The organism is Pseudomonas sp. LG1D9 (assembly GCF_002949995.1).
Classification (GTDB): domain Bacteria; phylum Pseudomonadota; class Gammaproteobacteria; order Pseudomonadales; family Pseudomonadaceae; genus Aquipseudomonas; species Aquipseudomonas proteolytica.
Window position 1 is genome coordinate 2279048 of the sequence record NZ_CP026881.1, and the last position, 18215, is coordinate 2297262.

16 protein-coding genes are annotated in these 18215 nt (G+C 62.2%); 9 read left to right on the forward strand and 7 right to left on the reverse strand.

From position 1 onward, the window contains the following. The first annotated feature begins 11 nt into the window (after window positions 1-11). The 3 genes from C5F71_RS11015 (at window position 12) to C5F71_RS11025 (ending at window position 2681) form a co-directional block, all read left to right on the forward strand. On the forward strand, window positions 12-1607 hold the full coding sequence (locus C5F71_RS11015) for a GMC family oxidoreductase (RefSeq protein WP_104911133.1): 1596 nt from the start codon (window positions 12-14) through the stop codon (window positions 1605-1607). A 239-nt stretch (window positions 1608-1846) separates the two neighbouring features. Beyond that, the gene (gene coaD, locus C5F71_RS11020; RefSeq protein WP_003176711.1) at window positions 1847-2326 is read left to right on the forward strand and encodes a pantetheine-phosphate adenylyltransferase; all 480 of its coding nucleotides are present in this window, start codon (window positions 1847-1849) and stop codon (window positions 2324-2326) included. A 103-nt stretch (window positions 2327-2429) separates the two neighbouring features. Then, window positions 2430-2681 carry a YfhL family 4Fe-4S dicluster ferredoxin gene (locus tag C5F71_RS11025; RefSeq protein ID WP_029300613.1) on the forward strand — a complete coding sequence of 84 codons (252 nt, stop codon included), beginning with the start codon at window positions 2430-2432 and terminating at the stop codon, window positions 2679-2681. A gap of 379 nt (window positions 2682-3060) precedes the next feature. Here C5F71_RS11025 and mutM read toward each other — a convergent pair whose 3' ends face one another. Together mutM and C5F71_RS11035 are read right to left on the reverse strand one after the other, a co-directional pair. Next, entirely contained in the window at window positions 3061-3873 is an 813-nt protein-coding gene (gene mutM, locus C5F71_RS11030) for a bifunctional DNA-formamidopyrimidine glycosylase/DNA-(apurinic or apyrimidinic site) lyase (RefSeq protein ID WP_057440389.1), read from the reverse strand. 21 nt (window positions 3874-3894) lie between these two features. Continuing rightward, on the reverse strand, window positions 3895-4707 hold the full coding sequence (locus C5F71_RS11035) for an HDOD domain-containing protein (RefSeq protein ID WP_169851357.1): 813 nt from the start codon (window positions 4705-4707) through the stop codon (window positions 3895-3897). 296 nt (window positions 4708-5003) lie between these two features. Here C5F71_RS11035 and C5F71_RS11045 point away from each other — a divergent pair, with 296 nt between their 5' ends. From C5F71_RS11045 to ilvD, 3 genes are all read left to right on the forward strand, one after another. Further along, on the forward strand, window positions 5004-6200 hold the full coding sequence (locus tag C5F71_RS11045; RefSeq protein ID WP_029300608.1) for a class I SAM-dependent rRNA methyltransferase: 1197 nt from the start codon (window positions 5004-5006) through the stop codon (window positions 6198-6200). A gap of 230 nt (window positions 6201-6430) precedes the next feature. Continuing rightward, complete coding sequence (locus C5F71_RS11050; RefSeq protein ID WP_029300606.1) at window positions 6431-6889, forward strand: transposase; 459 nt, start codon at window positions 6431-6433, stop codon at window positions 6887-6889. Between the two features lie 304 nt (window positions 6890-7193). Continuing rightward, window positions 7194-9035 (forward strand): dihydroxy-acid dehydratase, encoded by a 1842-nt coding sequence (ilvD, locus tag C5F71_RS11055; protein WP_029300604.1) that lies wholly within the window; start codon window positions 7194-7196, stop codon window positions 9033-9035. A 168-nt stretch (window positions 9036-9203) separates the two neighbouring features. Here the strand turns inward: ilvD and C5F71_RS11065 are convergent, their stop codons facing one another. Beyond that, on the reverse strand, window positions 9204-10262 hold the full coding sequence (locus C5F71_RS11065) for a phosphorylcholine phosphatase (RefSeq protein ID WP_104911136.1): 1059 nt from the start codon (window positions 10260-10262) through the stop codon (window positions 9204-9206). A 242-nt stretch (window positions 10263-10504) separates the two neighbouring features. Between C5F71_RS11065 and C5F71_RS11070 the strand changes: the two genes are divergently transcribed. Next, window positions 10505-11896, forward strand: coding sequence for an L-cystine transporter (locus C5F71_RS11070; protein ID WP_104911137.1), 1392 nt, complete (start codon window positions 10505-10507; stop codon window positions 11894-11896). 147 nt (window positions 11897-12043) lie between these two features. Here the strand turns inward: C5F71_RS11070 and C5F71_RS11075 are convergent, their stop codons facing one another. Continuing rightward, window positions 12044-12556 carry a dihydrofolate reductase gene (locus C5F71_RS11075; RefSeq protein ID WP_092231169.1) on the reverse strand — a complete coding sequence of 171 codons (513 nt, stop codon included), beginning with the start codon at window positions 12554-12556 and terminating at the stop codon, window positions 12044-12046. 69 nt (window positions 12557-12625) lie between these two features. Between C5F71_RS11075 and C5F71_RS11080 the strand changes: the two genes are divergently transcribed. Continuing rightward, a complete protein-coding gene (locus C5F71_RS11080; protein ID WP_104911138.1) occupies window positions 12626-14005 on the forward strand; it encodes a DUF2868 domain-containing protein in 1380 nt (459 codons plus the stop codon). Further along, the gene (locus tag C5F71_RS11085; RefSeq protein WP_104911139.1) at window positions 13998-15365 is read left to right on the forward strand and encodes a GTPase/DUF3482 domain-containing protein; all 1368 of its coding nucleotides are present in this window, start codon (window positions 13998-14000) and stop codon (window positions 15363-15365) included. Before C5F71_RS11080 ends, C5F71_RS11085 begins: the two co-directional genes overlap by 8 nt. Here C5F71_RS11085 and C5F71_RS11090 read toward each other — a convergent pair. From C5F71_RS11090 to C5F71_RS11100, 3 genes are all read right to left on the reverse strand, one after another. Further along, window positions 15362-15916, reverse strand: a complete 555-nt coding sequence (locus C5F71_RS11090) for a phosphonate degradation HD-domain oxygenase (protein WP_104911140.1) — start codon at window positions 15914-15916, stop codon at window positions 15362-15364. The genes C5F71_RS11085 and C5F71_RS11090 overlap by 4 nt on opposite strands. Next, entirely contained in the window at window positions 15916-17049 is a 1134-nt protein-coding gene (locus C5F71_RS11095) for a TIGR03364 family FAD-dependent oxidoreductase (protein ID WP_070993988.1), read from the reverse strand. Before C5F71_RS11095 ends, C5F71_RS11090 begins: the two co-directional genes overlap by 1 nt. A gap of 132 nt (window positions 17050-17181) precedes the next feature. Further along, window positions 17182-18198 (reverse strand): putative 2-aminoethylphosphonate ABC transporter substrate-binding protein, encoded by a 1017-nt coding sequence (locus C5F71_RS11100; protein ID WP_029289369.1) that lies wholly within the window; start codon window positions 18196-18198, stop codon window positions 17182-17184. Window positions 18199-18215 lie beyond the last annotated feature (17 nt).

Consider the following 18215-nt stretch of genomic DNA (forward strand, 5'->3'; position numbering starts at 1 on the left):
AGAACAAGCTGATGCCCGTACCTGATGTGTTCCGCGATGGCATGGCCCGCGGCTGGAAAACCCATAATGGCGCTGCCCTCGACCAGGACCTGGTGCTGGAAGCCGATGTCGCGATCATCGGCAGCGGCGCAGGCGGTGGCACCACCGCAGAAATCCTCAGCGCCGCTGGCTACAAAGTGCTGCTGATCGAAGAAGGCCCGCTCAAGACCAGCAGCGACTTCAAGCTGCTGGAAGACGAGGCCTACGCCAGCCTGTATCAGGAAGGCATCGGCCGCATGAGCAAGGACGGCGCCATCACCATCCTGCAGGGCCGCGCCGTGGGCGGCACCACGTTGATCAACTGGACTTCGAGTTTTCGTACACCGGATCCGACCCTGTCCCACTGGGCCAGTGAATACGCAGTCAAAGGCCATAGCAGCGCCGAGATGGCGCCATGGTTTGAAAAAATGGAGCATCGCCTGGGCATCGCCCCCTGGGCCCTGCCGCCCAACGCCAACAATGACGTGATCCGCAAAGGCTGCGAAAAGCTCGGTTACAGCTGGCACGTGATCCCACGCAACGTGCGTGGCTGCTTCAACCTGGGTTATTGCGGCATGGGCTGCCCGGTTAACGCCAAGCAATCGATGCTGGTGACCACCATTCCTTCGACCCTGGAGCAAGGCGGCGAGCTGCTGTACCTGGCCCGCGCCGAGCGCCTGAAGTTCAGCGGCGACACCATCACCAGCCTCGAATGCGTGGCCATGGACGCGCGCTGCGTAGCGCCCACCGGCCGCAAGATCACGGTCAAAGCCAAGCATTACGTACTGGCCGGCGGCGGCATCAACAGCCCGGCGCTGCTGATGCGCTCGGACGCACCCGACCCACACTCGCGCCTGGGCAAGCGCACCTTCCTGCACCTGGTAAATTTTTCCGCGGGGTTGTTCGACGAGGTGATCAACCCGTTCTACGGCGCGCCGCAGTCGATTTACTCTGATCACTTTCAATGGCAGGACGGCACCACCGGCAAAATGTCCTACAAGCTCGAAGCACCGCCCTTACACCCGGCCCTGGCCAGCACATTGTTCGGCGGTTACGGCACGCAGAACGCTCTGGACATGAGCCAGTTGCCCAAGACCCATGCGATGCTGGCGCTGCTGCGGGATGGCTTCCACCCCGACAGCCAGGGCGGCAGCGTCGGCCTGCGCGGCGATGGCACGCCGGTACTCGACTATGAGGTCTCGCCCTACGCCTGGGACGGCCTGCGCCGGGCCTTCCATAGCATGGCCGAGATCCAGTTTGCCGCCGGCGCCAAGTCGGTCAAGCCGCTGCACCATGACGCGCGCTACGTCAGCACACTGACCGAGGCACGCAGCCTGATCGACGGCCTGAACCTGGAACTGCATCGCACCTGCCTGGGCAGCGCCCATGTGATGGGCGGTTGTGCCATGGGTGAAGAGCCAAAAAATGCGGTAGCCGATAGCCTCGGAAGGCATCACCAGTTGCGTAACCTGTCGATCCACGATGGTTCATTGTTCCCCACCAGTATCGGCGCCAACCCACAATTGTCGGTGTATGGCCTGACCGCACAACTGGCGACAGCACTGGCCGAGCGTCTGAAAACAGCATGAAAAACCGATTATGCGCCCGTGTAAGAGCGAGCTTGCTCGCGAAGTACGCCAACGATAACGCAGCGCTATCAGATACCCCGCGGTGCCTATGGGTTCTTCGCGAGCAAGCTCGCTCCTACAGGGGGTTCATAGGGGTATTCGCGGTGTCTATAGTGCTTTCTTCTGAATAAGTTGACTTGGCCGACCGGGATGGCTGCGATACCATCCGGTTCCCCAACGGACTCCGCCAGGACGACGCGATGAACCGAGTGTTGTACCCAGGTACCTTCGACCCGATTACCAAAGGCCATGGCGATCTGGTCGAACGCGCCTCGCGCTTGTTCGACCATGTGATCATCGCAGTCGCTGCCAGCCCCAAGAAAAACCCACTGTTTCCTCTGGAGCAGCGTGTGGAGCTGGCCCGCGAGGTCACCAAGCACCTGCCGAACGTTGAAGTAGTGGGCTTTTCGACACTGCTGGCGCACTTCGCCAAGGAACAGAACGCCAATGTATTCCTGCGCGGCCTGCGCGCGGTGTCGGATTTCGAATATGAATTCCAGCTGGCCAACATGAACCGCCAACTGGCGCCGGACGTAGAGAGCCTGTTTCTCACGCCGTCGGAGCGTTATTCGTTTATTTCCTCGACGTTGGTCCGAGAGATTGCGGCGTTGGGCGGTGATATCACCAAGTTCGTACACCCTGCGGTGGCGGATGCGCTGACCCTGCGCTTCAAGAAGTAAGACCGCTCAACCGGCGCCCGCTCGCACTGCGGGCGCCAATGCGGCACAATTGCGCGCATTAGTTTTCCAGATGCCTTGGCAGAGTGCCCTGGCAGGAGTTTCCATGTCCCTGATCATCACCGACGATTGCATCAACTGCGACGTCTGCGAACCCGAGTGCCCGAACGCTGCCATTTCCCAGGGTGAAGAGATCTACGTGATCGACCCCAACCTGTGCACCCAGTGTGTCGGCCACTACGACGAACCCCAGTGCCAGCAAGTGTGCCCGGTCGATTGCATTCCGCTGGATGAAGCCCGGCCGGAAACGGAAGAGCAGTTGATGGAGAAGTACCGGTTGATTACCGGTAAGGCCTGAAACCTTGTGGCGGCTGGGCGGGCCTCATCGCAGGCAATCCAGCTCCCACATTTGAAGGTGCCAACAAGTCAAAATGTGGGAGCGGGCTTGCCCGCGATGAGCATAAGTATCTACACAACTTTCAGAAACTGACGAACTCCCCTGTGGCGAGCGGGCTTGCCCCGCGCTGGGCTGCGAAGCAGCCCCAAAACCAGCCGCTGCGGTGTATCTGGTACAACGCATTCGGCTTATTGGGGCTGCTTCGCAGCCCAGCGCGGGCGATGCGGCGTTCCGACAAGCCCGCTCGCCACAACTGCGCTATCTGCCTGGATCTAGGCGTTGCGGCAAAGTTGTGTAGATACCTATACCGCGATGAGGCAAGCCGCAGCGCCTGCTGTCTTCAGCTCTGGCACTTAGGGCAAAACACACTCGCCCGCTGCCCCAGCATCACATTGCGCAACTCACTGCCGCACACCTTGCACGCCTCGCCCCCACGCCCGTAGACAAACAGCTCCTGCTGGAAATACCCCGGCTGCCCGTCGCCGCCAATAAAGTCACGCAAGGTCGTACCGCCACGCTCGATGGCGGCCGCGAGGATGCGTTTGATCTCGATCGCCAGCTTCAGGTAACGCCCACGGGAAATGCCCTTGGCTTCCCGGCGCGGATCAATCCCGGCGGCAAACAGCGCCTCGGTCGCGTAGATATTGCCCACGCCCACCACCACCGCGTTGTCCATGATGAACGGCTTGACTGCCATGGAGCGCCCGCGGGACAGCTGGAACAGGCGCTCGCCATCAAACAGATCGGTCAACGGCTCCGGCCCCAGGCGCAGCAGCAGTTCGTGGTTATGCGGGTCCTGGCTCCAAAGCATCGCGCCAAAACGCCGGGGGTCGGTGTAGCGCAGGGCCAGGCCCGACTCCAGCTCGATATCCACATGCTCATGCTTGGCCGCCGGCAGACCGACTTCCACCAGGCGCAGATTGCCCGACATGCCCAAGTGGCTGATCAAGGTGCCGACTTCGGCGTTGATCAGCAGGTACTTGGCCCGCCGCTCCACCAGCACGATACGCTGCCCGGACAGGCGCACATCCAGGTCTTCGGGGATCGGCCAGCGCAGGCGCCGTTCACGCACCACCACGCGGCTGACCCGCTGGCCTTCCAGGTGCGGCGCAATCCCGCGCCGGGTGGTTTCGACTTCTGGCAGCTCAGGCATATTCGTCTCGCGATAGAAAGGTTAGTGCGCGCCCAGTTCGCGGATCGACAACTTCATGCTTTCGAAGTCGTAGTCCGACAGGCCCACGTAATCCAGGACCAGATGGCCGATGCTCTCCCACTCATGGTCCACCGTCTGGTTGCCCAGCACCCGATAGGACGCGCAGATATGCTCGGCCATTTTCAGGATCGCCAGCAGGTTTTTCAGCGGGCTGTTGCGCGCCGACTCATCGCTGAAAATCGCCAGGGCGTTGTGGTGGTTGGCGATGGCGTTGGTCACATGTTCCGGCAGGCGCCAGGACTTGGCGGTGTAATAACCCACCACCGCATGGTTGGTATGGAACGCGCGGTTCTCGGTGTCGACCACCCGGCAATCAGGCCCGGCCTTGGCGTAGGAATCTTCCAGCACGCTCATGTAGTCCGGGAACCGCTTGAGCATCAGCGGCACGCCACAATCGTGGAACAGCCCCAGGGCGTAAGCTTCGTCCACCGCCTGGGAGCCGGTGCGCTTGGCCAGGGTCAGGCAGGTCATCGCCACATCCTGGGCCGTGTCCCAGAACCGGTTGAGGGTGACGATCGTGTCGTCGCTCATCTCGCCCTTGATCGATTGGGCGTTGATCAGGTTGACGATGGAGCGGCTGCCCAGCAGGTTGACCGCGCGCTGGATCGAGGCAATTTTGTTGCTCAGGCCGTAATACGGCGAGTTGACGATTTTCAGCAACGAGCCGGACAGGCCGGGGTCCTGGGAGATCAACCGCGCAATCACCTCCAGGTCCGGGTCGGGCATATATTGCTCCATCTGCAAATCCACCATGATCTGCGGTTGGGGCGGCACGCTGATGCCTTGCAGGGCCTGTTGGATCTGTTCGGCGGAAAGCTCTTGGGACATAGGTACATACTCTGGGCTAGGGGGCGATTCTAACCCCGATGGGAACCTGACCGACACCTCAAAAGCCGGATTGGAAACCGGAGCAAAATGTGAGAGCTGGCTTGCCTGCGATGGCATCGCTGCGGTGCGACAGACAGACCGAGTCGCCTGGATCGCAGGCAAGCCAGCTCCCACATGTCCGGCGGCGCGGCCAACAACGACACAACACGGTATACTCCCGCTCTTTTTTCCGGAGCGACGTCATGTCCCTGCCAAGCCTGCGTCTCAAAGCCAACGCCGATCGTCGTTTGCGCAACGGCCACCTGTGGGTCTACAGCAACGAAATCGATGTAGCCGCCACCCCACTCCACGGCTTCCAGGCAGGCGACCAGGCCATCCTCGAAGCCGCCGGCGGCAAGACCCTGGGCATCGTGGCCATGAGCCCGAACAACCTGATCTGCGCGCGCCTGCTGTCGCGTGACATCAAGTTGCCTTTGGACAAGTCGCTGCTGGTGCACCGCCTCAACGTCGCCCTGTCCCTGCGCGACCGCCTGTTCGACAAGCCGTTCTACCGCCTGGTCTACGGCGATTCCGACCTGCTGCCGGGCCTGGTAGTCGACCGTTTCGGCGACATCCTGGTGGTGCAGATCGCCTCGGCGACCATGGAAGCCCATAAAGAAGACGTGATCGCCGCACTGACCCAAGTGCTCAAGCCCAGCGGCATCCTGTTCAAGAACGACTCCGCCGCGCGCGATGCCGAAGGCCTCAACCGCTACGTCGAAACCGTGTTCGGCCTGGTGCCGGAGTGGGTTGCGCTGGAAGAAAACGGCGTGAAATTCGAAGCCCCGGTGATCCAGGGCCAGAAGACCGGCTGGTTCTACGACCACCGCATGAACCGCGCACGCCTGGCCCCGTACGCCAAAGGCAAACGCGTCCTCGACCTGTACAGCTACATCGGCGGCTGGGGCGTGCAAGCTGCAACGTTCGGCGCCAGTGAAGTGTTCTGCGTCGACGCCTCGGCCTTCGCCCTCGATGGCGTCGAGCGCAACGCCGCGCTCAACGGCGTCGCGGAGAAAATGACCTGCATCGAAGGCGACGTCTTTGAAGCGTTGAAAGAACTGAAAGCCAGCGAAGAACGCTTCGACGTGATCGTCGCCGACCCACCGGCCTTCATCAAACGCAAAAAAGACATGAAAAACGGCGAAGGCGCCTACCGCCGCCTGAACGAGCAAGCCATGCGCCTGCTCAGCAAGGACGGCATCCTGGTCAGCGCCTCGTGCTCCATGCACCTGCCGGAAGACGACCTGCAAAACATCCTGCTGACCAGCGCCCGCCACCTGGACCGCAATATCCAGATGCTGGAACGCGGCGGCCAGGGCCCGGACCACCCGGTGCACCCGGCGATTGCCGAGACCCGCTATATCAAGAGCATTACGTGCCGGTTGTTGCCCAATAGCTAAGCCAAATCCCGGTTCCAACCTGAAACCGGCTCCACTGTAGGAGCGAGCTCGCTCGCGAAGAACGCCAACGATAACGCAGCGCTACCAGGTAACCTGCGTCGCCTATGGGTTTTTCGCGAGCAAGCTCGCTCCTACAGTGGGCCGTGGCATATTCAGAATTACTGTTTGAACACCCATAGACGCTGGCGCCTCCTACCTTTTCTCTTCTAACCACAGAAGAGAACGAAGGAATGTCCACCCCGCAAAATGCGCATCGGCTGCGTGCAGGGCGCTATTCAGAGCCTGGAAGAATCTATCTGCTGACCGCCGTGACCCACCAGCGGCAGGCAATCTTCAAGGACTGGCGTATCGGCCGCCTACTTGTCAGCGAGTTCAGAAAGGCACAGGAAGACGGCGAGGCAACTTCGCTGGCCTGGGTAGTCATGCCTGACCATTTTCATTGGCTGGTCGAATTGCATAACGGCGATTTGCCTAGGCTGATGCAAACCACCAAATCGCGAAGTGCCCGCGCCATCAACCAGTCGAAACGCACCTTCGGGACGATTTGGCAAAAAGGTTACTTCGACCGAGCGCTGCGCAGGGAAGAGGACTTGAAGGTTATGGCCCGCTACATCATTGCCAATCCTTTGCGAGCCGGTCTGGTCGAACACATCGGCCAATACCCACTGTGGGATGCCATCTGGCTTTGAAACGTCTCCCTGTAGGAGCGAGCTCGCTCGCGAAGAACGCCAACGATAACGCAGCGCCCCCCGGCAACCTGCGTCGCCTATGGGTTTTTCGCGAGCAAGCTCGCTCCTACAGGAAGACGGTGTAGAATCGGCCGTATTCATCGCCAGTCATCCCCCGGCGGGTTTATGAGCTCAAGGCCAATGCGCACGGCGATCCCGTCACGTTTGCGGCAACTTCCGGACACCAGGGCCATTTTTCGGGTGTTCCAGACGTCAATAGAAGCTCACTCCCCTTTGATTCCTGATTAGCCGCCCGGAGTGCTCCATGCCAGATTACCGCTCGAAAACATCCACCCACGGCCGCAACATGGCCGGCGCGCGCGCTCTGTGGCGTGCCACGGGGATGAAAGATGACGACTTCAAGAAGCCGATCATCGCGATTGCCAACTCGTTCACCCAGTTCGTACCGGGCCATGTCCACCTCAAGGACCTGGGCCAACTGGTCGCCCGTGAGATCGAACGCGCTGGCGGCGTGGCCAAGGAATTCAACACCATTGCCGTGGACGACGGCATTGCCATGGGCCATGACGGCATGCTGTATTCCCTGCCGAGCCGCGAGATCATCGCTGACTCCGTGGAGTACATGGTCAACGCCCACTGCGCCGACGCCATCGTGTGCATCTCCAACTGCGACAAGATCACCCCCGGCATGCTGATGGCCTCCCTGCGCCTGAACATCCCGGTGATCTTCGTCTCCGGCGGCCCGATGGAAGCCGGCAAGACCAAGCTCGCCTCCCACGGCCTAGACCTGGTGGACGCCATGGTCATCGCCGCCGATTCCAGCGCTTCTGACGAGAAGGTCGCGGAATACGAGCGCAGCGCTTGCCCAACCTGCGGTTCGTGCTCCGGCATGTTCACCGCCAACTCGATGAACTGCCTGGTGGAAGCCCTGGGCCTGGCGTTGCCGGGCAACGGTTCGACGCTGGCGACCCACAGTGACCGCGAGCAGTTGTTCCTGCAGGCCGGCCGCACCATCGTCGAGCTGTGCAAGCGTTACTACACCGAGAACGATGAGTCGGTATTGCCGCGCAATATCGCCAACTTCAAGGCGTTCGAAAACGCCATGACCCTGGATATCGCCATGGGCGGTTCCACCAACACCATCCTGCACTTGCTGGCCGCCGCCCAGGAGGCCGAGATCGATTTCGACCTGCGCGACATCGACCGCCTGTCCCGCAACGTGCCGCAACTGTGCAAAGTCGCGCCGAACATCCAGAAGTACCACATGGAAGACGTGCACCGTGCCGGCGGCATCTTCTCGATCTTGGGTTCCCTGGCCCGTGGCGGCCTGCTGCACACCGACCTGCCGACAGTGCACAGCAAGTCCCTGGCCGAAGGCATCGCCAAGTGGGACATCACCCAGACTGACGATGAAGCCGTGCACACCTTCTTCAAGGCCGGCCCTGCCGGGATCCCGACCCAGACGGCATTCAGCCAGTCGACCCGTTGGGACACCCTGGACGACGACCGTGAAAACGGCTGCATCCGTAGCGTCGAGCACGCCTACTCGCAAGAAGGCGGCCTGGCCGTGCTGTACGGCAACATCGCCCTCGACGGCTGCGTGGTGAAAACCGCCGGCGTGGATGAGTCGATCCATGTGTTCGAAGGTCGCGCCAAGATCTACGAAAGCCAGGACAGCTCGGTGCGCGGCATCCTCGCCGACGAGGTGAAAGAAGGCGACATCGTGATCATCCGCTACGAAGGCCCGAAAGGCGGCCCGGGTATGCAGGAAATGCTCTACCCGACGTCGTACCTCAAGTCCAAGGGCCTGGGCAAAGCCTGCGCACTGCTGACCGATGGTCGCTTCTCTGGCGGTACGTCCGGCCTGTCAATCGGCCACGCTTCGCCAGAAGCCGCAGCCGGTGGCGCGATTGGCCTGGTACAGGATGGCGACAAGGTGCTGATCGACATTCCGAACCGCTCGATCAACCTGTTGATCAGCGATGAAGAACTGGCCGCACGCCGGGTTGAGCAGGACAAGAAAGGCTGGAAACCGGTGGAGAAGCGTCCGCGCAAAGTCACCACCGCGCTGAAAGCCTACGCCCTGCTGGCCACCAGTGCCGACAAGGGTGCGGTGCGTAACAAGGCCATGCTCGACGGCCTGTAAGCCCCGCCCATGAAAATGCCCCGCCAGGTGCGGGGCATTTTTTTGCCTGCCTGAATCGCCAAGCCACAGGAGATCAAATGTGGGGGCTGGCTTGCCTGCGATGGGGACACCACGGCGTACCTGATACACCGCGTCGATGCCATCGCAGGCAAGCCAGCTCCTACAGGGTTACTGGATTTCGTCGGGCTTGACGATCACCCAATTCTTGTCCGCCGTCACCGCCAGCCCTTCTTTGGCCTGGGCCGCGGCGTGCTTGGCGATCATGCCGTTGAGTTGGGTCATGTACTTGTCCTTGCGGTTGATCCACAAGTGAATGCCGCCCTTGGCCACGTCCACATCGTGGAACAGCATGTAGCCGTCGCTGGTGGGGGTGTCGCCGCCGACCAGTACCGGTTTTTTCCATTCATCGATGTAGGTGAGGATCGCCGCGTGCTTGCCTGCCATCCAGGTTGCCGGGGTCCACAGGTAGGGGGTCAGTTCCAGGCCCAGGTTGGCTTTTTCGTCATATTTGCCGGCGCTGATCTGCTTACGCGCGGTGGTCAACTCGCCGGTCTGGCGGTCCTTGAGCAGGGTGGTGACGCCAATGACGTTCTGCGGCTTGACGTTGTAGCCGTACTTGGGATCCGAAGCGACCATGCGCACCAGCTCTTCAGAGGCCGCCGTCATCACGTACACGTCGATGCCGTTTTCCATCAATTTGTTGTACAGCTCGGTCTGGCCAGTGAAGATTTTCGGTGGCTGCACCTCCATGTTCTTCACCACATCGCCTTCGAAGTAGGTGACCGGCACCGGCTTGCCGGAGGCCATCAGCTCATCGACGTAGCCCTTGAGTTCCTTGAGGGTGAAGCCAGAGAACACCTGGGCGACCCACGGGTAGCAGACCATGTCGTCCACTTCGCACAGGCGATAGTAGTAACTGAACAGACTTTCCTTATGGTCGGCGGTGTCTTTGAACGGCATAAGCTTGAGCGACGGGTCGAGACTGTCACGGGTGATCAGGCCCTTGTTTTCCATGTACGGCAGCAGCGACTCTTCAAGGTCGAAGCGGTAGCTGGTGTTGTCCATGTCGAATACCGCGTAGTTACCCTTGTTGGCGTTGGCGGTGATCATTTCATTCAGTTGCTTGGCGGCGGGTGCCGGCCAGTGTTTCAACTCGGTGGCGGCCATGACCTGGCTGGCAAGCCCCAGGCACAGCGCGGCGGCAAACAGTCTCGGCGCGAGCTTCATGTGCGTTTTCTCCCTGAGTGAAAAGCACCAACGCTAACAAATCTGTATGACAGCCCCCGCCACACGCACGACCGACGGCGTCCTGATCCCGTCACCCACTTACACAGGAGCGTCAACGCCTTATTCCAAAAACGACAGTCGCCATTCCATAACGGTATTAAATCAATATATTTCAAGCTGTTAGGATTTCCGGTTCGCAGTCGCACGCTCATGCGATTGGCAGTCCTTTACCTGGAGCTTCAATGAATCTGCCGCTGATTCTCAACCTGTTGGTGTTCCTCGCATTATTGCTGGGCCTGGCACAAACCCGCCGTACTAACTGGAGCCTGGCCAAGAAGGTGTTGTTCGCCTTGGTCCTGGGCGTTGCCTTCGGTGTGGCCCTGCATACGATCTACGGCGCAGGCCACCCGGTGCTCAAAGCCTCGATCGGCTGGTTCGACCTGGTCGGCAACGGTTATGTGCAACTGTTGCAGATGATCGTGATCCCGCTGGTGTTCGCCTCGATCCTCAGCGCCGTAGCCCGCCTGCATAACGCCGCATCCCTTGGCAAAATCAGCTTCCTGACCATTGGCACGCTGCTGTTCACCACCGCCATTGCGGCGCTGATCGGTATCGGCCTGACCAACCTGTTCGGCCTTACCGCCGAAGGCCTGGTGGCCGGCACTCAGGAACTGGCGCGCCTGCAAGTGATCCAGAGTGATTACGCAGGCAAGGTCGCCGACCTGAATATCCCGCAGTTGCTGCTGTCGTTCATCCCGCAGAACCCGTTTGCCGACCTGGCCCGGGCCAAGCCGACGTCGATTATCAGCGTGGTGATCTTCGCCGCGTTCCTGGGCGTTGCCGCGCTGCAACTGCTCAAGGACGATGTGGAAAAAGGCCAGAAAGTGATCAACGCCATCGACACCCTGCAAGCCTGGGTGATGCGCCTGGTGCGCCTGGTGATGAAGCTGACCCCTTACGGCGTGCTGGCGTTGATGACCAAAGTGGTCGCCAGCTCCAACCTGCAAGACATCATCAAGCTCGGCAGCTTCGTGCTGGTTTCCTACCTGGCACTGGGGCTGATGTTTGTAGTCCACGGCCTGCTGCTGTCGCTGGCCGGGATCAACCCACTGCGCTTCTTCCGCAAGGTGTGGCCGGTGCTGACCTTCGCGTTTACCAGTCGCTCCAGCGCAGCAAGCATCCCGTTGAGCATCGAAGCGCAAACCCGTCGCCTGGGCATCCCGCAGTCCATCGCCAGCTTTGCCGCCTCGTTTGGCGCGACGATTGGCCAGAACGGTTGCGCCGGCCTGTATCCGGCGATGTTGGCGGTGATGGTCGCGCCGACCGTGGGCATCAACCCGCTGGACCCACTGTGGATCGCAACATTGGTGGCGATTGTGACCTTGAGTTCAGCCGGCGTGGCCGGTGTGGGCGGCGGTGCGACGTTTGCCGCGCTGATCGTGCTACCGGCCATGGGCTTGCCGGTGGCGTTGGTGGCGCTGCTGATTTCCGTGGAGCCGCTGATCGACATGGGCCGCACGGCGTTGAACGTGAATGGTTCGATGACCGCGGGGGCGATTACCAGCCAGATCATGCAGCAGACCGATAAAGAGCTGCTCAATGCCGATGAGCATCCTGAGTTGGCGCAAGCCTAAAGCCCCCCTGTGGAGAGGGGGCTTGTCCCCCGTTGGGCTGCGTAGCAGCCCCAGTAAGCCGAGTGCGCTGTATCAGATACTCTGTAGCGGCTGGTTTTGGGGCTGCTTCGCAGCCCAGCGGGGGACAAGCCCCCTTGCCACAGAGAGCTAGGCCTTTTCCCAGACTTCGAAGTTGTAGGCCGGCTTGTCGCCTTCTGCCGGATTCTGCACATTCGACACCAGCTTCCACCGGTTCAAGTCAAACTCCGGAAACCACGCATCCCCCTGCGGGCTCAACGCAACCCGCGTCAGATACAGGCGATCCGCCTGCTCCAGGCCTTGCGCATACAGCTGCGCGCCGCCGATCAGCATCAGCTCATCCACACCCTGCTCCAGCGCCCAGGCTTCGGCCCGCGCAACGGCTGCATCCAGTGAAGGAAAAACTTGCGCACCTTCAAGCTTAAGATCGGTCTGACGGCTGACCACAATGTTCAAGCGCCCCGGCAACGGTCGGCCCAGGGAATCCCAGGTCTTGCGCCCCATGATGATCGGCTTGCCCAGGGTGGTGGCCTTGAAATATTTGAAATCCCCCGGCAAATGCCAGGGCATGCTGTTGTCGACGCCGATCACGCGGTTTTCACCGAGGGCTGCGATCAGGCTTAAAGGGAGAGTTTTTTTCATGGCAACGAGAATACCAGAGGCGCGGGCCAGGGGTTATGCTCCAGGCTCACTGACACAACAGGACCGCGCGTGACAGCACTGAACCCTCTGCAAAAACTGTGGCTGACGGAAACCGTGCGCCTGCGTGAAGAACACGCCGGCCCCCTGGAAGACCAGGAAGCCAATCGCCTGGCCCGCAGCAACGGCGGCGACCTGCCGACACGTATTCAAAACCGTGCACTGTGGCTGGCCGAGCGCGACGGCCTGAGCGCCGCCCTGCTGCACTGGTTGCAAGGTGCGCGGCTGGCGCTGATCGCGCTGATGGTGCTGGCCGTGGTCAGCGGCGCCGGCCTGGCGTTCGCCGCCCTGGGCAACGGCCTGGCCCCGGTCAATGTGTTCTGGGCCCTGGGCAGCCTGCTGGGCTTGAACCTGATCCTGCTGCTGAGCTGGGCCCTGGGCCTGGTGTTTGCCGGCGAGCACAGCGCCAGCCTCGGCCGCCTGTGGTTGTGGCTCAGCGAAAAATTCGCCCGTGATGCCAAGGCCGCGCAACTGGCGCCGGCGTTGTTGTTGCTGCTGCAACGCCACAAGCTCAACCGCTGGGCGGTCGGTGTGCTGGTCAATGGCCTGTGGCTGCTGGCGCTGTGCAGCGCGCTGGTGATCCTGCTGACATTAATGGCCACCCGGCGCTACGGGTTTGTCTGGGAAACCACCATCCTCGGCACCGACACCTTTGTCAGCGTGACCCAGGCCCTGGGCAGCCTGCCCGCCCTGCTCGGCTTCAGCGTGCCGACCGTCGAGATGATCCGCGCCAGTGGCGACTCTGCCCTCAATATCGAAAGCGCCCGCCAAGCCTGGGCCGCCTGGCTGGTGGGCGTATTGCTGGTCTACGGCCTGCTGCCCCGACTGCTCCTCGCCTTGCTCTGCCTATGGCGCTGGCGACGCGGGCGTGCCGCCTTGGGCCTGGACCTCAACCTGCCCGGCTACAGCCACTTGCGCGAAGCCTTGATGCCCAGCAGCGAACGCCTGGGTGTCAACGATGCAGCTCCAGAACAGTTGCATCACGTCAGCGGCGGCGCCAGCGAACTGCACAGCGATGGCGCCCTGCTGGTGGCCATCGAACTGGACGACCAACACCCCTGGCCGCCCAAACTACCGGCCACGGTCAAAAACGCCGGCATCCTCGACAGCCGCGAATCACGCCACAAACTGCTGGAGCAACTGACCCGCTTCCCGCCCGCGCGCCTGGTGATCGCCTGCGACCCACGCCGCTCGCCGGATCGTGGCAGCCTGGCGCTGATCGGCGAACTGGCCCGCAGCGCCAGCGCCACCCGTGTCTGGCTGCTGCAAGCACCACCGGGCCAGGCGCTGGATGCCGAGCGCCTCGGCGATTGGCACACGGCCTTGCAGCAACTGGACCTGCCCTTCGCCGACTGCGCGCCACTCACCTGGCTGGAGACCGGTCATGACTAAACCCCTGAAACTGGCGGTGGTCGGCCACACCAACGTCGGCAAGACCTCGCTGCTGCGCACCCTGACCCGTGACGTGGGTTTTGGCGAAGTGTCCCACCGCCCCAGCACCACCCGGCATGTCGAAGGCGCGCGTTTGTCGGTCGACGGCCAAGCCTTGCTGGAGCTGTACGACACGCCAGGCCTGGAAGATGCCATCGCCTTGCTCGATTACCTTGAGCGCCTCGACCGACCGGGCGAACGCCTCGACGGCCCGGCTCGCCTCGCCCGTTTCCTGGAAGGCAGCGAAGCCCGTCAACGCTTCGAACAGGAAGCCAAGGTGTTGCGTCAGTTGCTGGCGTCCGACGCCGGTCTGTACGTGATCGACGCCCGGGAACCGGTGCTGGCCAAATACCGCGACGAGCTGCAAGTACTGGCCAGTTGCGGCAAGCCGCTGTTGCCGGTGCTCAACTTTGTCAGCAGCAGCGACCACCGCGAGCCGGACTGGCGCGAAGCCCTGGCCCGCCTGGGCCTGCATGCACTGGTGCGCTTTGACAGCGTGGCGCCCCCCGAAGATGGCGAGCGACGGCTGTATGAAAGCCTGGCCCTGTTGCTGGAAAGCTCACGCCCCCAGCTGGAACGGCTGATCCTTGATCAGCAGGCTCAACGCCAGGCGCGCCAGCAAAGCGCCGCACGCCTGATCGCCGAGCTGCTGATCGACTGCGCCGCATGCCGGCGCAGTGTGGTCACCGAGGATGAACAGCAAGCCATCAGCGATCTGCGCAAAGCCGTACGCCAGCGCGAACAACGTTGCGTCGAAGCCCTGCTCAAGTTGTTCGGCTTCCGCCCGCAGGACGCTGCGGCCAGCGACCTGCCGTTGCTGGACGGGCGTTGGGGCGATGATTTGTTCAACCCCGAAACCCTCAAGCAACTGGGGGTACGGGTCGGCGGCGGGATTGCGGCGGGGGCAGCGGCCGGTGCCGGTGTGGACTTGCTGGTCGGCGGCCTGACCCTGGGCGCCGCCGCCCTCGCCGGAGCGATTGCCGGCGGCGCACTGCAAACCGCGCGCAGCTACGGCAGCCGCCTGCTGGGCAAGATCAAGGGCCAGCGCGAGCTGACGGTGGATGACAGCGTGCTGCGCCTGCTGGCCCTGCGCCAACGGCAATTGCTAAAGGCCCTGGCCCTGCGCGGGCACGCGGCGATGCACAGCATCAAGGTCGACACTCCGCAAGACAAGACCTGGCGTGAAGGCAAACTGCCGGACGCCCTGCACAAGGCCCGCGCCCATCCGCAATGGTCGTCGCTCAACCCTCACCCAAGGTTAAGCCAGGCCGAACGTCAGGAACAGATCGAAGCCCTGGCCCAGCGCCTGGACGAGGCTTAAGCCGCCAGCAATTGCCGGGCCTTGGCCTTCAGCACCTCAAGGTCCAGCACCGGCACGTGCATGTCCTTGGCCTGCTCATCCCAGTGGCGCATGCGCAGGCTCACCGCGCACAGCGGGTCCTGCTCGAACGCCAGGGCCTCATCGGCCGTCATCACCCCACCCTGGTAGCCCAGGGTGCGGCGGCTGGCCTCGCTCAAGCGATGGTAATAGTCCGGCTGGCTGAAGGTCAGGTAGCGCTTGGCCTGTACGTGATATTCCACCAGTTTCGCCAGGCGCTCGCTGAAGCCGGCGCGCCGCAGATAGTCGGCGCCCAGGCGTTCGTGGCTGACTACGCCGTAGCCGCCCATGTTCGCGCCACCCTGGCCGCAGATATGCCCGATATCGTGGAAGAACGCCGCCAGCACCACTTCATCGTCGAAGCCCTCGGCCATCGCCAGTTGTGCGGCCTGGGACATATGCTCGATCTGCGACACCGGCTCGCCGATGTAGTCGGCGGCGCCATGCTGTTCGTACAGGCCGAAGACTTCGGCGACTACCTGCTCAGCGTTCATCACGCCTCCCCCCACAGTTCAGTGATATTGCGCTCGGCCATCGCCGGCCCCACGCTCATGCCTACGCCCGTATGCATCAAGGCCACGCGCACGCCATCTGCAGCGCGCAGGAACGAAAACGGCCCCGGCCCCCGGGAACCATAGACGCCCTGCCAGCGTTCCACGACCTGAATCTGGCAGCCCAGGGTCTGTTCTGCCAACTCGATCATCCAGTTGTCCACCTGTTCGGCATTGAATGGCGACGGATCGCTGCCGTAATGGTGGGAGTCGCCGATGATCAACTCGCCATGGGGCGTCGGGCTGATCAACAGGTGGATGCCATGTTCATCCAGGTGCGGCGTGTCGCGCAGGATCTGTGCCTGCACGGCGGCGGCTTGCGGCAAGTCGGCGAAGGCGCCGTAGTGCACGCAGCTCAGGCCCGTGAGCAGCGCATGTTGCAGGTTCAAGTCGGCCTTGGGCCGCGCGCGCAGCATTTGCAACTGGCAGATTTGCGGTGTGAGTTGGGCGATCTGCTCGGCCAGCAGGGTCTGATAGTCGTGGCCGGAGCAGACAATGATCTGCTCGCCGCGAAAGCTGCCGGCGGTGGTGTGCAGTTGGCCGGGCTCGATGTCGCGTACCAGGGTGGAGAAGTGAAACTCTACCTTGAGTTCGCGACGCAGGTAGTCGATCAGCGCCGGCAGCGCCTCACGGGAATACAGCTGCTGATCGTCGAGGCCGTGCAGCGCAGCGCGATGATGGCGGAACTGGCCGCCGTACAGATCATTCATGGCGGCGCCTTGCAGCAGGTTGACGCGGTAGCCGTGCGCCTTGGCGCGACCGGCGCAAAAGGCTTGCAGCAAATGCTCTTCGGCTTCGGTGCGGGCAAACAGGTAAGAGCCATTGCGCTTGAGTTGCAGGTTCGCCAGTTGTGCCCACTGGCCCCAGATCTCGCGGCTTTGCCGGGCCAGGTCGAGCATCTGCCCAGGCGGTTGACCAGTGACCAGGGCCTGGCCGAAGTTACGCACCGAGGCACCCAGGGGCGTGGCCGTGCGTTCGAAGACCCTGACCTTGAGGCCGCGCTTGGCGGCGGCGTAGGCGTGGGACAGGCCGAGGATACCGGCGCCGACGATCAGCAAATCACTGTGGTGTGTCATGGTGTTCGCCCCCTGTAGGAGCAAGCTTGCTCGCGAAGAACTTGAGGGCGCAGCGTGGATTCTGACGGCCCGCGTTATCGTTCACGTTCTTCGCGAGCAAGCTCGCTCCTACAGTTTTAGAAACGGTTGAAGTTATTGTTTTTCCGACTTGCCGTCATAGCGCTTGCGCCATTCAGTCAGGATGTTGTCGCGGTTTTTCGAGGCCCAGGCAAAGTCGTTCTTGATCAGGCGCTGCTCGTAGTCCGCCGGCAATTCGGTCTGTGGCTTGGCGATTCCCGGCTGGGCCAGGACCGCAAAGTTTTCCTTGTACAACTCCATCGCCGCCGGGCTTGCAGAGAAGTCGGCGAGTTTCTGCGCCGCTTCCTGGTGGGCGGTGCCCTTGATCACCGCAGTGGCTTCAATGTCCCAGCCCAGGCCTTCCTTGGGCAAGACGATATCCAGCGGCGCGCCCTGGCGCTTCAACTGCACGGCCGGGTACTCGAAGGAGATACCGATCGGGAATTCGCCGGACGCCGCCAACTTGCACGGCTTGGAGCCGGAGTGCACGTACTGGCCGATGTTCTGGTGCAGGTCATCCATGTACTGCCAGCCCTGCTTCTCGCCGAAGGTCTGCAGCCAGGCGCTGACGTCGAGGAACCCGGTGCCGGACGACGCCGGGTTCGGCATGACGATCTTGCCTTTGTATTCCGGCTTGGTCAGGTCCTGCCAACTGATCGGCTTGCTCAGGCCCTGCTTTTCGGCTTCGACGGTGTTGAAGCAGATGGTCGCAGCCCATACGTCCATGCCGACCCAGGCCGGTGGGTTGGCGGCGTCGCGGTAGTTCTTGCCAATCTTGTCCAGGTCCTTTGGCGCGTAGCTTTGCAGCATGCCTTGCTGATCGAGGATCGCCAGGCTGGAAGCCGCCAGGCCCCACACCGCATCGGCTTGCGGGCGGGCTTTTTCCGCCAGCAGCTTGGCGGTGATGATGCCGGTGGAGTCCCGCACCCACTTGATCTCGACGTCCGGGTTGGCCGCTTCGAAGGCTTTTTTGTAGGTCTTCAATTGCTCGGCTTCAAGGGCCGTGTACACGGTCAACTCGGTCTTGGCAGCAAAGGCATTCAGGCTGAACGCGGTGAGCACAGCAGCGGCGAGGGCCAGGGGCTTGAACATGGTGCGTTTCCTTGTGT